Raw genomic sequence first — 14209 nt, 5'->3', positions numbered from 1 at the left:
GGCGACCGAGCACCTCTGGAGCGTTGATGTCACCGACAACAATAAAGATTCTGATCGCCGACGACCACGCGATTGTGCGTACCGGCTTCAAGCAGTTCATCGCCGATGAATCGGACATGGAAGTGCTGGGTGAAGCGGCGAGCGGTGACGAAGTGATTCGTGCCGTGCGCGAAACGGCGTTCGACGTCGTGCTGCTGGATATCGCCATGCCCGACAAGAACGGCATCGACACGTTGCGCGTGATCAAGCAATTGCGCCCGGCGCAGCGTGTGCTGTTCCTGTCGACGTACCCTGAAGCGCAGTACGCGGTCAACCTGCTGCGCGCGGGCGCGAACGGCTACCTGATGAAGGATGCGGCACCGGACGAAATCATCCGGGCCATTCGCACGGTGGCGCGCGGCCACCGCTACGTCAGCGAGGGCACGGCCGATCTGTTGGCGCAAAAGCTGGACCAGCCCGGCGACGAGCCGATCCACGAACAGCTCTCGGAGCGTGAGTTCCAGGTGTTCTGCAAGCTCGCGCAGGGACGCACCCCCACCGAGATTGCCGAGGAGTTGCATCTGTCGGTGAAGACCGTCAGCACGTACCGCGCGCGCGTGCTGGAAAAGATGCATTTGAAAACCAACGCCGACCTGACGCTCTATGCGCTCAAGAACGGCTTGATCAGTTGAGAGAGAGGCTGTCATGTCAACCGGGAACGCGGCAACGCTTACGGGGTCCCGTTTGCCCCTCAAGGTGCTCTTGATCGAAGACTCGGCGGTCATTCGCGAAAGCCTGTCCGAAGCGCTCGGTTCGACCGGGATGCTCCAGGTGGCAGGCGTGGCGGAGACGGCCGACGACGCGGTTCGTACGCTCCAGGAAGCGTCGTTCGACGCGGTGATCGTCGATCTTCAACTGCGGCGCGGCTCGGGCATGGATGTGCTCTCCTACCTGCACGACGCGGGGCTGCTGCCGCAACTCATGGCCATCGTGCTGACGAACTACGCATTGGCCACATATCGCAAACGTTGCCAGCAACTGGGCGTGCAGTACTTCTTCGACAAATCGCTCGAATTCGACCGCGTGATCGAAGTGCTCGACGACTTTGCGTCGCGCAGGCAAGCCTGACCGTGTCCGGGTTCAGTTGAATTCCAATATAAGGAGATCGAGTTTTATTATTTTCAACTATTTAGGTGCATGGGCTAGAATGTTGTCTTTGCACTGAATATCGAGTCCAGGCGGCGGCACTGCGAGCAGTTTTGGCAGTGGGGCTGCTATTTTTTTGCATGATCGAACTCCAGAACATTACCCAGCGCTTTGCTGGGCCCAAGGGGCCGATCGACGCGCTTTCCAACATCAGCCTGTCGATCGAGCGCGGCGAAGTCTTCGGCATCATTGGCCGAAGCGGCGCCGGCAAGAGCACGCTCGTGCGTGTCATCAACCTGCTCAATCGTCCAAGCGACGGCACGGTGCGCGTCGAAGGCCAGGACCTGACGTCGCTGTCGTCCGACGCGCTGCGCCAGGCGCGCCGCCGCATCGGCATGATCTTCCAGCACTTCAACCTGCTCAGCTCCCGCACGGTCTACGCGAACGTGGCGCTGCCGCTGGAACTGGCGGGCCTGTCGGCGGCGGAGATTCGGGCGAAGGTACTTCCGCTGCTCGAACTCGTTGGCTTGACGGCACAAAAGGATCGTTATCCGTCGCAGATTTCCGGTGGCCAGAAGCAGCGTGTGGGCATTGCCCGGGCGCTGGCGAGCGAGCCGCAGGTGCTGCTCTCGGACGAAGCGACGTCGGCCCTCGATCCCGAGACGACGCGCTCGATTCTCGAACTGCTCAAGCGCATCAATCGCGAACTGGGCCTGACCATCGTGCTGATCACGCACCAGATGGAAGTCATCAAGCAGGTGTGCGACCGCGTCGCGGTGCTCGACGCCGGCCGTGTGGTCGAGCAGGGCCGCGTTATCGACGTGTTCCTGCGCCCGCGCCACGAAGTCACGCGTGCGCTCATTGGCGACGTGATCTCGCAAGAATTGCCGGAGGGCGTACGCGAGCGTGTCGCGTCGCGCATCGGCAACGGCCACGATCACCTGTATCGCCTGGCGTTCTCCGGCGCGGGCGTGGATCAGCCGCTGCTCTCCGAGGCGATTCGCCGCTACGAACTCGATTTCAATATCCTGCACGGCCAGATCGACGAGATCCAGGGGCAGGCTTTCGGATCGCTCGCCGTGCTGGCGGGCGGCACCCCGGCCCGCGTGGCAGACGCCATGGCGTTCCTCGCCAGTCAAGGCGTTGTCGTTGAGGAGCTGAGCCATGTGGAGTGAAATGTTCGATCTCTTCGTCTCCTCTTTCTGGGAGACGCTCATCATGGTCGGAATTTCCGGCCTGATCGGCGCCGTGGTCGGCGTGCCGCTCGGCGTGCTGCTCTATCTGACCGACCGCAACGGAGTGTTGCAGAACCTTCCAACCAATCGTGTTGTCGGCATCATCGTCAACGCGGTGCGCTCGACGCCGTTCATCATCCTGCTCGTCGCGGTGATCCCGTTCACCCGCCTGATCGTCGGTTCGTCCATCGGCACGATGGCGGCCGTGGTGCCGCTCACCATCGCGGCGGCGCCGTTCGTGGCGCGCCTGGTGGAGACGGCATTGCGCGAGGTCGACCGTGGCCTGATCGAAGCGGCGCAGTCGATGGGAGCGACGACCGGCCAGATCGTTACCAAGGTGTTGCTGCCCGAGGCGCTGCCCGGCATCGTGGCTGGCCTGACGATCACGTTCGTCAGTCTGGTCGGTTATTCGGCGATGGCCGGTGCCATCGGCGGGGGCGGGCTGGGCGACCTGGGCATCCGCTACGGCTATCAGCGCTTCCTTCCCGAGGTGATGATTACCGTTGTGCTGATCCTGATCGTCTTCGTGCAATTGGTGCAGACGTTCGGCGACTGGCTGGTGCGTCGCCTGAGCCATAAGTAACGTCTCACACAACAACGTTGCCGGTGAACCGGCACATTACTCACACGCGAGGTTTTATATGCAACGTCGTACGCTTTTCAAGCTGTTGGCCGGGGTCGGCGCCGCGACCGTTTTCGCCACGCAGTTCGCCGCGCCCGCGGCTGCCGCCGATGTCGTCAACCTGAAGGTCGGTGTCACGGGGGGGCCGCACGCGCAGATCTTCGACGAAGTGAAGAAGGTTGCGGCCAAGGACGGCCTGAACATCAAGGTCATCGAGTTCAGTGACTACGTGCAGCCGAACGCCGCGCTGTCGTCGGGCGACCTGGATGCGAACAGCTACCAGCACCAGCCGTACCTCGACGCCCAGGTGAAGGATCGTGGCTACAAGCTCGAGTCCGTCGCCAAGACCGTGATTTTCCCGATGGGCATCTATTCGAAGAAGATCAAGTCGCTGGCCGATCTGAAGTCGGGCGACAAGGTGTCGCTGCCGAACGACCCGACCAACGGCGGGCGTGCGCTGCTGTTGCTGCAAAAGCAGGGGCTGATCAAGCTGCGTGCCGATGCGGGTCTGAAGGCGACGCCGATCGACGTGATCGGCAACCCGAAGAAGCTCAAGTTCGTGGAGCTGGACGCCGCGCAACTGCCGCGCTCGCTCGACGATGTCGCCGTGGCCGTGATCAACACCAACTTCGCGATGGAAGCCGGTCTGAACCCGAAGCGTGACTCGATCGCCATCGAAGACGCCAGCGGCCCGTACGCCAACGTGCTGGTCGTTCGCACGGCCGACAAGAACAAGCCCTGGGTGGCCAAGCTGATCAAGGCTTACCATTCGCCGGAAGTGAAGGCCTTTATCGAGAAGAAGTTCGGCGGCTCGGTCGTTACCGCCTGGTAAGCCGATCGTTACCGTTTGGTAACCCGTTCACTACCGCCCGGTCGGTCCGGGAGGGCGCGCCAGTCAGCGGCGCCATCCCGAAGCCACGGCAACGCTATGCGGCGTTGCCGTTTTTTTTCGTCCCGGCTTTTCGTCCTGCCGGCGTGTGTGGCAATTCCGACACTGTCACGGTTCTGTCAAATCGCAGCGATAGCCTGAGCGGCAAGTACAAGAGGATGCCTGCGGGCAACTTCACCAGACGCGGATATGAGCCACAGAGCCACTGCCGGACGCGAAGCACGGGGATCGGGTGAAACACGTCATCGGCGCGTCGCTTGCCTTCGGTGCGCATCAACACGTCCGGCACATGCCCGCACAACGCAATGCGGCGTGCATGATGGCCGCGCACCGCCCCGACTTACGGAGTTTCCGTTGACCCTTCTCCCGCCTGTTGCGATACGCCCGCCGGAGCGGTTCGCCGTGCCGGCAACATCGGACGTTGCGATAATGTCACCCGCCGTGGTGTCAGCCCCATGCGCGGAACCCGACGAGGCGGCGCTGCTTGCCGAGCTGTGCGAAGGCATTGGTCTGACCTGCGTGTTTCAGCCGATTCTCGACTTTCGTACGTCAGGCGTCGCCGGTTACGAGGGGCTGGTGCGCGGGCCCGCCGGCACACCGATTCATTCGCCGCTCGCATTGTTCGCCGCCGCCCGCCGTCATGGCGTGCTCGCGCCGCTCGAACTGGCGTGCCGTCGCACGGTGCTGCGCGGCTTCGTCGAACAGGATCTGCCGGAACGCCTTTTCCTCAACATCGGCCCAATCACCCGAGCCCACCCCGGCGGCGGGGTGAGCGAATCGCTCGGGCTCGACGAAACGTTTGCAATGCTCCAGTCGTTGCGCCTCGCGCCCGAGCGCGTGGTGCTCGAACTCACGGAGCATGCCCCCACGCTGGATCTGGCGAGCACGCGCGCCTCGCTCACGGCGTATCGCGAGCTGGGGTTCGAAGTCGCGCTCGACGACATGGGCGAAGGCTACGCCAGCCTACGTCTGTGGTCCGAGCTGCGGCCCGATTACGTCAAGATCGACCGGCACTTCGTCGACGGCATCGACACTGACACCGTCAAACTCCAGTTCGTGCGCTCGATGCACCAGATCGCGGAGACGAGCGGCACGCGCGTCATCGCCGAAGGCATCGAACAGGCCGAGGCGCTGCAGGTGGTGCGCGATCTCGGCATCTTTCTGGGGCAGGGGTATTTCATCGCGCGCCCGGAAGCGAAGCCGCAACGGGCGATCACCGCGCAAGTGCAGGCGGTCGTCAACGAGCGCCGCGCGTATGTGCATCGGCAACCGAGTCAACTGGGCGCAGGCAATGTGACGCTGGAGCGGATCGCGTCGTACGTGCTGCCCGTCTCGCCGGAGACCCGCAGCGAAGATGTCGTGGCGCGTTTCGAGAACGATGCGTCGCTCGATGTGCTGCCGGTGGTCGAGCATGAGCGTGCGGTGGGCTTGATCGGCCGGGCATCGCTGATCGGCCGGTTCGCCAGGCCCTTCACGCGCGAACTCTACGGACGCAAGCCGTGCTCGGCCGTGATGGAGCCACGCCCGCTCACGTTCGACAAGCGCGCGCGCATGGAGGATCTGAGCCGCATGATTGCCGAAGGCGCCAGCCGGCAAATTGCGGGCGGTTTGATCGTCACCGACCAGGGGCGCTATCTGGGCGTGGCGCAGGGGCATGCCCTCATGCGTTACATCACCGACATGCAACTCGACGCGGCGCGGTACGCCAACCCGCTCACGCTGCTGCCGGGCAACGTGCCCATCGACGACTACATGGATCGCATGATCGGCGAGCGGCAGTCGTTCCACGCCTGTTATGTCGATCTCGATAACTTCAAGCCGTTCAACGACGTGTTCGGCTATCGGCGCGGCGACGACCTGATCCAGTTGGTCGCGCGTGTGCTGATGGCGGTGCGCAATCCCGAGCGTGACTTCCTTGGACACATCGGTGGCGACGACTTCCTGGTGCTGTTCCGCAGCCCCGACTGGGAGGCGCGTTGCCGCGAAGCGCTCACTCGCTTCGGCGAGGCGGTGACCGAATACTTCCATCCGGATCAGATCGCGGCGGGCGGGTTCGAGGCGGAAGATCGCCGTGGCATGGTCATCTTCCACCCGATCACGAGCCTGTCGATCGGCGTGGTGGCGGTCACACCCGAGAGCTTCCCATCGCATGTGGAAGTCTCGGCCGCGGCTGCCGATGCGAAGAAGATGGCCAAGCGCGCGTTGGGCAATAGCCTGTTCATCGAGCGGCGGCGCGCCCATCGGTGAGTGGGCCTGTCGGGCATGACGTAATAAAAAAGCCCGCCGGATTGGCGGGCTTGGCAGACTTGCGCGTTGGCGCGGCGGTCGTGCGTCGCGGTTAATGCGAGAGCGCGGGCATGCCTTCCATGCTGGCGACGTCTTCGTCGCGCTCACCGGCCAGGTATGGCGTACGCCAGCCAGCCTTCACGCCCCAATGGTAGAACGCGAGCGACATGGCGGCCACGAGCAGCATATCCCAGCCATACGGCAGCAGGCCAAGACCGCCAAATTCCTTGCTGCCGATGTACGAACACAGGGCCATGGCCGGAAGGTACCCGATCAGCCACCACGATGCCTTGAGGTCGCGGCCGAACCCTTGCCAGCGATCCTTCGCCTGGTAGTAGAAGTAGACGGGCAGCGCCACGACCACCAGCACGATGATCTGGCCGGTGAGCGGCCAGCGGGCCCAGTAGAGAATCAGCGACGCGCACACAAAGGCGAACGGCGCGATCAGGGACAGGCCGCGCAGGCGCATCGGACGGTGCAGCTCCGGGGCCGAGCGACGCAGCGCCATCACGCTGATCGGGCCGGTCAGGTACGAGATCACGGTCGCGACCGAAATCACGGCGGCCAGAGAATCCCAGCCGCGGAAGAAGAACATGAAGACGAACGAGATCGCCAGGTTGAACCACATCGCCGGGCGCGGCACGCCATATAGCGGGTGCACGTTGCCGAGGATCGCGGGCAAGGTGCGGTTGCGCTCCATCGCGTAGATCATGCGGCTCGTGGTGGCCATGTAGGTGGTGCCGGTGCCGCTCGGGCTCAGGAACGCGTCGAAGTACAGCACGATCGCCAGCCAGTTCAGGCCGAGCGCGATCGCCAGTTCCGCGAACGGCGAGCTGAAGCTCACCATGTGCCAGCCGCCGGCCAGTTGGTCGGGCGAGAGCGCGCCGATGTAGGCCACTTGCAGCAGAAGGTAGATGACGGTCGCGAGCAGGATCGAGCCGACCACTGCGAACGGGATGCTGCGGCCCGGGTCGCGCGCTTCACCTGCGAGGTTCACCGGGCTCTGGAAACCGTTGAAGGCGAACACGATGCCCGACGTGGCGACCGCGGTGAACACGGCCGACATGCCATTCGGTGCGAAACCGCCGTGCTCCACCAGGTTGAAGTTGCCCGGGTGGAAGCCCGCGATCATCAGGCCCGCGATGGTCAGCGCGGGGATGGCGAACTTGAACAGCGTGATGGCCGTGTTGGCGCGCGCGAACAGTTTCACACCCCAGTAGTTGAGCATGAAGTAGCCGATGACCAGCAGTGCGGAGAGCATGAGCCCGCTCGTGCTGAGCGTACCGTCGACGAACAGCGCATGCGCCCAGTCGTACGGCCAGGTACTCATGTACTGGATCGACGCTTCGGCTTCGATCGGAATGACCGACACGATGGCGATCCAGTTAGCCCACGCGGCGATGAAACCGACGAGGCTGCCATGCGAATAGCGCGAGTAACGCACCATGCCGCCCGACTCGGGAAACATGGCGCCGAGTTCGGCGTAAGTGAGCGCAATGGCCAGGATGACGACGGCGCCGATGAGCCAGGCGAAAAGGGCGGCGGGACCGGCGATCTTGGCGGCCTTCCAGGCGCCGAACAACCAGCCGGAGCCGATGATCGAGCCAAGGCCGGTCAACATCAGGGCGAACGGCCCGATGTTGCGCATGAGGGGTTGATTGTTATCCATTCGATGTCTTCTCCACGCCCGGGGGGAGCAGGCGCCGGTCCCGATGAGGGCGGGGCGGCACGCTGCGCGAGGGCGGACAAACTGCCCGCAGGCCGGTCGTCGTCATCAGGCGCGTGACGGCGGGGGGACGGCGCTGGCGGACGTAACTTCTGTTGATCGGCTTTGCGAATTCGATGGAGATCCGACAGCGCAACGCACGCGGGTGCGTGTGTCACCCTAATTGGGGTCGGAGTCGCGGATCGCAAAAAAATCGCGATTCTACCCGAGCGGGCCCCACTGCGTGGGACTTTGTCGCAATTTTGCACTGGCATCCGGTGCGGCGGCGTTGGGGCAATATGGACGTAAGCCAGGCAGGACGCGGTTTTCGGCGTGGGGAAAGTCCCTATTACAGATTATTAAAGGGTCAGATGAATTTCGCCGCCCGGGCGAGACAGGCGGACTTCATCCCGGGGAGATTCGTCGATGCCGAGGTTCTCGGCATGAGATGTCTTCGGCGACGTGCCCGCGGCGTCCGGCGCCGCGTGATGGGAAGTCCGGTGCGAGAGCGACGTCGGTAGCCGTTACCCGGGCGAACGCTGTCGGCGACGAGGGGGCGGCAGCGAGCCTGCCGGCCCTCCGACCGCCTCGGCCGTAAGACCTGGCGACTACAGGCCGAGGTCCTGATACAGCGCGGCCATGCGCGCGTCGACGTCGGCGGTCATTTCGATGGGACGTCCCCATTCGCGCGACGTTTCGCCCGGCCATTTATTCGTCGCGTCGATCCCCATCTTCGAACCCAGTCCTGCCGTGGGCGAGGCGAAATCGAGATAGTCGATGGGTGTCTGGTCGACGAGCGTGGTGTCGCGGGTCGGATCGACACGCGTGGTGATGGCCCAGATCACTTCCTTCCAGTCTCGAATATCGACGTCCTCGTCCACCACGACGATGAACTTCGTATACATGAACTGCCGCAGGAAACTCCAGACGCCGAACATCACACGCTTGGCATGGCCCGGATAGGCCTTCTTCATCTGCACGATGGCCATCCGATAGCTACAGCCTTCCGGCGGCAAATAGAAATCCGTGATCTCGGGGAATTGCTTCTGCAACAGCGGTACGAAGACTTCGTTGAGCGCGACGCCGAGCACGGCCGGTTCATCGGGCGGTTTGCCGGTGTAGGTGGAGTGGTAGACCGCGTTGCGGCGCAGGGTGATGCGCTCGATCGTGAACACCGGGAACCACTCCTGCTCGTTGTAGTAGCCAGTGTGGTCGCCGTACGGGCCTTCCAGCGCATGGGCGTAACCCGCTGTCGCGCCGCGCGACGGTGGCGGCGGGGCGCCTTCGGGCGCGCTCGGTGGCGACTCGGATGGGTAAATGAAGCCCTCGAGCACGATCTCGGCACGGGCGGGCACGCGCAGCGACTCCAATCCTGGCGTCAAACACTTCGCCAACTCGGTGCGACTGCCGCGCAGCAGGCCGGCAAACTGATATTCGGACAGCGTATCGGGCACCGGGGTGACGGCGCCGAGCATGGTCGCCGGATCGGCACCCAGCGCTACGGCGATCGGAAAGGGCTTGCCGGGATTTGCCTGAGCGAACTCGCGGAAGTCGAGTGCGCCGCCCCGGTGGGCGAGCCAGCGCATGATGACCTGGTTGCGTCCGATGACCTGCTGGCGGTAGATGCCGAGATTCTGACGTTTGCGATGCGGTCCTTTGGTAATGACCAGGCCCCACGTAATGAGCGGGGCGGCGTCGCCGGGCCAACAGGTCTGAATCGGCAGGCGCGCGAGGTCGACATCATCGCCTTCCCAGACGATCTCCTGACACACCGGGCTGCCGACTTCCTTGGGCGCCATGTCCCAGACCGCCTTGGCCATGCCGAGCAGCTTGCCCGCATCCTTGAGCCCGCGCGGCGGTTCGGGTTCCTTGAGCGTCGAGAGAAGACGGCCGATGTCGCGCAGCGACCCGAGGGCGTTCTCGCCTTTATCGACGCCCATGCCGAGCGCCACTCGTTCAGGGGTGCCAAACAAATTGGCAAGCACCGGCATGTCGTAACCGGTCGGCCGCGAAAACCATAGTGCCGGGCCGGCCGCCTTGAGGACACGGTCGGCGAGCGCCGTCATCTCCAGTACCGGCGAGACCGGCACGTCTACGCGACGAAGCTGGCCGGATCGCTCCAGTTGCGCGGTGAAGTCACGAAGATCGAGATATTTCATGAAACAAACCGTTACCAAAAATTTTTACGGAATTCATACGACCCGTGCAAACGGTCGTTTGAATCTCAGGAAAAGCGGAGTGACACCCCAGTAAACGCGGGGATGAGGCAGGGCATTTTACCGGGCAAGGCGTCCCGGCGTCACGGCAAAACAAGGGTTGTAAATTACTTTTAGTAATGATTCTGCATGATGATAGTATTGACTGTTTATATATGACTGCTACAATCCGCCCGTTGAATCCAAGAATGCGGCTTTGAAGACGGGTAGGCCAACCCGCTCGAGCTTAGCGATAACTACAACATTGACGTGGATTTTCAGTCGCTGGTTTTCTCACCGAGGTCGGGAAACCAGTGTTTTAGGAAGCAGCGCGAGCGATAGCTCGTCAGCGCCAGAGACCTGAACAGGTCGGCGTGCTGCGGCGGTAGTGGCATCGTCCATGACAAACACGATGCACCGCCTTGTTCCCTATGCCGTAAATGAGCGTTACACGGGATGCCTGGCGGGCATGTCGGTTCATTTCCCTACACCCCGGGGCCAACCCGTGGTGACGGCGTAACCGGAGTACGTAGGATGAAGAAGTCTGGTTTATCACCCTGGCTACTGGCTGCGGTTCGTGCGTTTGGCGCGCGAGGTGCGGCAACGGTAGCCATGGCTCGCCGCGATTGGCGTCGCCTCGCATGGCACGGCGGTCGTGTTGGACTCTATACGTCCAGCGCGGTCGGTCTGGTCGCCGTGGTCGGCACGCTCGCGCTGTGGGCCCGACCGACATGGCGCGCCGATCTGGCGTCGCAAGTCGGTCCGCTGCTCGAGGCAACCACCGGTTCCGCCAATGCGACGGGCCTGGGCGCGAACGGCGGTGTGGTTGGGCAGTTATCGCAGTCCGATGCGTCGATGATGGCGCAAGCGGCACAGCACGTACCGTCGGCAGCGGTGCTCGCGGCCTATATCCCGAACCAACGCGTGGCCGCTGATGCGCGGGCCACGAAGGCGCTGGATTCACGCGAGCAAATCGCCGTCGCCGACTATCTGGCACGTCGCTATCGCGTGGCCGGTGACGTCACGGGCAACCTCGTGCGCGCAGCATACTCGACCGGCAAGGAAGTCGGGCTCGACCCACTGCTGCTGCTGGCCGTGATGGCCATCGAATCGGGTTTCAACCCGTACGCCGAAAGTACCGTGGGTGCGCAGGGCCTCATGCAGGTCATGTCCAAGGTACACCGGGACAAGCTTGAGTACTTCGGCGGTCCCGAGGCGGCACTGCACCCGATTGCCAACATCAAGGTTGGCGCGTTGATCCTGAAGGAATGCATTGCTCGCGGCGGCTCGCTCGCCGGTGGTCTGCGCCGCTATGTCGGGTCGACCAGCGCGGGCGACGGCGGCTATGGCGCCAAGGTGCTTGCCGAGCGCGATCGTCTGCGCAGCGTTGCCATGGGGCACAAGGTCTCGCCGAACGCGCCGCAAGCGCCGGTCATCGTCAGCTCGGTCAAGGCGGTCGCGAAGCCGGTTTCGACCGGCAGCAAGTCGGGTGACACGACGGATTCGGTGACGACACCGGCGGCGTCGGTGGGCAAGGCGGCCGCCAAGTCGCTCGAAGCGGACGACAGCACCGCCGCCTGATTGATCCGTGGTGGCGTGATGCGCCTCGGCCGGCGCATCGGCCCCGTCGAATCATCGGGGCGCGATGGCTCTCTATATAGAGATATCGCGTCGCCAAAGAAAAAACCCATCGAAGCGATTCGATGGGTTTTTCTTTTTTACCGCCGGGCATACCGGGCACTGCGGTCATTCAGGGCACAGGTGACTCAGCCGGCGGCAAACACCCGTCCGATGCGACCGATCGCCTCGTGCAACTGCTCGAGCGATGTCGCATACGACAGGCGGATGTAGCGACGCGGCTCGGCAAACCCGAAGTCGAGCCCCGGCACCAGCACGACGTCAGCTTGCTGCAGGAGGGACTGCGTGAGGCGGTCGCTGTCGGCGGCGTCAGGATGCGCGACGCCAGTGCAATCCGCATAGACGTAAAACGCACCGTCAGGCATCACCGGAACGCGGAAGCCAAGGCGTTCGAGCGCCGGCACGATATAGTCGCGTCGCTCGCGGAACGCGTCCTTGCGCGCTTCGAAGATCGCGAGCGTGTCCGGCGCGAAGCAGGCCGTTGCCGCGTGTTGTGCCACGGCGGACGGGCAGATGAACAGATTCTGTGCGAGCTTCTCGAATGTCGCCACCATCGACGGCGGCACGACCAGCCAGCCGAGGCGCCAGCCGGTCATGTTGAAGTACTTCGAGAAGCTGCTTACGACCAGGACATCGTCGCCGAAGGACAACGCCGTGGTGGGCTTGTTGTCGTAGGACAGGCCTTGATAAATCTCGTCGACGAGGGTGAAGCCGCCGCGAGCGCGCACGGTTTTGACAATTCGCGCCAGTGCTTCGGTCTCGATGGACGTGCCCGTCGGATTCGATGGCGAGGCGAGCAGCACCCCTTTGGTTGCCGGTCCCCAGTGGGACTCGATACGCTCGGCCGTAAGCTGGAAACGTTCCGCGGGCCCCGAGGGGATCAGCACGGGTTTGCCGTCAAACGTCGAGACAAAATGCCGATTGCATGGGTAGCAGGGATCCGGCATGAGCACTTCGTCGCCCACGCCGACGAGCGCGGCACATGCCAACACGAGTGCGGCGGACGCGCCGGCCGTCACGACAATGCGCGACGGTTCGACCTCCACGCCGTAAAAGCTGCGGTAGTACCCGGCGATGGCTTCGCGCAGGGCGGGGATGCCCATCGCCCCCGTATATTGGGTTCGTCCGTCGCGCATGGCCTTCACGGCCGCCTCGATCACTGCCTCGGGGGCTGTGAAATCTGGCTCGCCGATGCCCATGTGGATCACGCGATGCCCGGCCTTCTCGCGCAGCGCGGCCTGCTTGGCCAGCTCCATCACGTGAAATGGGGCGATGTCGTCGACACGTTGCGCCAGCTTCAGTGCGGCGGGGGCGAGGTCGGGCGTGCGATCCATGATGTCGGGGGGGAGACCGGAAGGAGAAGGTGAGGGATTGGGGCCGACGCTGCGGGGCCGGTGATCCCGTTCGATGCACATATCCATGTCGCGCCGGCGGTATCGTCAGGCCGGATGGCCTGCGATGTCTGGCACAGCGCTGACGTTACGCGCTTTTGCCGCGGCCGCCATTGCGATTCGCGGCGACTTCGTCAGGCCGCACTTCCGCGGAGAACTTGTCGAGAACGCCGTTTACGTAGCGGAAGCCTTCCACGCCGCCAAAGGTCTTGGCGAGTTCGACGGCCTCGTTGATCACCACGCGGTACGGAATGTCCAGGTGGTGAATCAGTTCGTAGGCGCCGATGACCAGCACGGCATGCTCGACCGGCGACAGTTCGGCGGCCGGGCGGTCCAGGTAAGGCTGGAGTTGCTGCGACAAGGCGTCCGCCTCACGGATGCTCCCGTGAAGCAGGGCGTCCAGGTGAGCACGATCGGCCTTGTCGTAGCCCGGGGTGGTGCGCAGGTGCGCATCGATCTCACCCGCGTGGTCGCGCGAAAGCAGCCATTGATACAACCCTTGCAACGCAAATTCGCGCGCGCGGCGGCGAGCACTCTTCATTACCGATCTTCCTCTTCTTCGTCTTCGTCTTCGTCCGATCCGTCGTCGTCGCCACCGAGCATGTCGATGGCTTCGAGCAGATTGGCCATTTCCACCGCCACACGGGCAGCATCGCGGCCCTTTTCGGCGGCGCGCACTTCGGCCTGTTCGTCGTTTTCGGTCGTGAGTACCGCGTTGGCGATGGGAATACCGAAATCGAGGCCGATTCGCGTAATGCCAGCGCCGCTCTCGTTCGAGACCAGTTCAAAGTGATACGTCTCGCCGCGGATGACAGCGCCGAGTGCGATGAGTGCGTCGAACTGGCCACATTCGGCCATTTTCTGCAACGCCAGCGGGATTTCCAGTGCGCCGGGCACCGTGATGAGCAGCACGTCGTCGCCATCGACGCCGAGGCGGTCGAGTTCGGCCACGGCGGCGGTGCGCAATGCCGTGCAAACGGCGTCGTTGAATCGTGCTTGCACGATGCCCACGCGCAGGCCTTCACCGTCGAGTTCGGGCTGGTATTGTCCGATGTCCATAATGGGCTTCCTCTAAAAAAGTACCGTCCAGGCGGTGTGGCCAACGTTGTGCCGGCATGCCCGA

Annotated in this window: 12 protein-coding genes; 7 read left to right on the top strand and 5 right to left on the bottom strand. The window is 63.6% G+C overall.

Going from position 1 to position 14209, the window contains the following annotated elements; genetic code table 11:
* Positions 1 to 26 precede the first annotated feature (26 nt).
* From PTE31013_RS21730 to PTE31013_RS21705, 6 genes are all read left to right on the top strand, one after another.
* Positions 27 to 671 (top strand): response regulator, encoded by a 645-nt coding sequence (locus PTE31013_RS21730; protein ID WP_150614717.1) that lies wholly within the window; start codon positions 27 to 29, stop codon positions 669 to 671.
* 13 nt (positions 672 to 684) lie between these two features.
* Positions 685 to 1107 carry a response regulator gene (locus PTE31013_RS21725; protein ID WP_150614716.1) on the top strand — a complete coding sequence of 141 codons (423 nt, stop codon included), beginning with the start codon at positions 685 to 687 and terminating at the stop codon, positions 1105 to 1107.
* Positions 1108 to 1265: 158 nt separating this feature from the next.
* The gene (locus tag PTE31013_RS21720; RefSeq protein WP_150614772.1) at positions 1266 to 2300 is read left to right on the top strand and encodes a methionine ABC transporter ATP-binding protein; all 1035 of its coding nucleotides are present in this window, start codon (positions 1266 to 1268) and stop codon (positions 2298 to 2300) included.
* Positions 2290 to 2943 (top strand): methionine ABC transporter permease, encoded by a 654-nt coding sequence (locus PTE31013_RS21715; RefSeq protein ID WP_150614715.1) that lies wholly within the window; start codon positions 2290 to 2292, stop codon positions 2941 to 2943. The genes PTE31013_RS21720 and PTE31013_RS21715 overlap by 11 nt, the downstream gene beginning before the upstream one ends.
* A gap of 58 nt (positions 2944 to 3001) precedes the next feature.
* Positions 3002 to 3814: a MetQ/NlpA family ABC transporter substrate-binding protein gene (locus PTE31013_RS21710; protein ID WP_150614714.1), complete on the top strand. Its 813-nt coding sequence runs from the start codon at positions 3002 to 3004 to the stop codon at positions 3812 to 3814.
* A gap of 486 nt (positions 3815 to 4300) precedes the next feature.
* Positions 4301 to 6118 (top strand): GGDEF domain-containing protein, encoded by a 1818-nt coding sequence (locus tag PTE31013_RS21705; protein ID WP_246174811.1) that lies wholly within the window; start codon positions 4301 to 4303, stop codon positions 6116 to 6118.
* Positions 6119 to 6209: 91 nt separating this feature from the next.
* Here PTE31013_RS21705 and PTE31013_RS21700 read toward each other — a convergent pair whose 3' ends face one another.
* Together PTE31013_RS21700 and PTE31013_RS21695 are read right to left on the bottom strand one after the other, a co-directional pair.
* Positions 6210 to 7826, bottom strand: a complete 1617-nt coding sequence (locus tag PTE31013_RS21700; RefSeq protein ID WP_174978666.1) for an APC family permease — start codon at positions 7824 to 7826, stop codon at positions 6210 to 6212.
* A 644-nt stretch (positions 7827 to 8470) separates the two neighbouring features.
* Entirely contained in the window at positions 8471 to 10021 is a 1551-nt protein-coding gene (locus PTE31013_RS21695) for a UbiD family decarboxylase (protein WP_150614712.1), read from the bottom strand.
* 648 nt (positions 10022 to 10669) lie between these two features.
* Here PTE31013_RS21695 and PTE31013_RS21690 point away from each other — a divergent pair.
* Complete coding sequence (locus PTE31013_RS21690; protein ID WP_150614711.1) at positions 10670 to 11638, top strand: lytic transglycosylase domain-containing protein; 969 nt, start codon at positions 10670 to 10672, stop codon at positions 11636 to 11638.
* 185 nt (positions 11639 to 11823) lie between these two features.
* On the opposite strand, the gene PTE31013_RS21685 is transcribed toward PTE31013_RS21690, so the two are convergent.
* The 3 genes from PTE31013_RS21685 to ribH all read right to left on the bottom strand — a co-directional run bounded on the left by PTE31013_RS21685 (position 11824) and on the right by ribH (position 14145).
* Positions 11824 to 13029, bottom strand: a complete 1206-nt coding sequence (locus tag PTE31013_RS21685) for a pyridoxal phosphate-dependent aminotransferase (RefSeq protein WP_150614710.1) — start codon at positions 13027 to 13029, stop codon at positions 11824 to 11826.
* 145 nt (positions 13030 to 13174) lie between these two features.
* Positions 13175 to 13627 (bottom strand): transcription antitermination factor NusB, encoded by a 453-nt coding sequence (nusB, locus tag PTE31013_RS21680; protein WP_039375864.1) that lies wholly within the window; start codon positions 13625 to 13627, stop codon positions 13175 to 13177.
* A complete protein-coding gene (gene ribH / locus PTE31013_RS21675; protein ID WP_150614709.1) occupies positions 13627 to 14145 on the bottom strand; it encodes a 6,7-dimethyl-8-ribityllumazine synthase in 519 nt (172 codons plus the stop codon). Before ribH ends, nusB begins: the two co-directional genes overlap by 1 nt.
* Positions 14146 to 14209 lie beyond the last annotated feature (64 nt).

The sequence above is a fragment of the Pandoraea terrigena genome, assembly GCF_902459705.1.
Taxonomy (GTDB): Bacteria; Pseudomonadota; Gammaproteobacteria; order Burkholderiales; family Burkholderiaceae; genus Pandoraea; species Pandoraea terrigena.
This window is presented reverse-complemented; position numbering and strand designations above follow the sequence as displayed.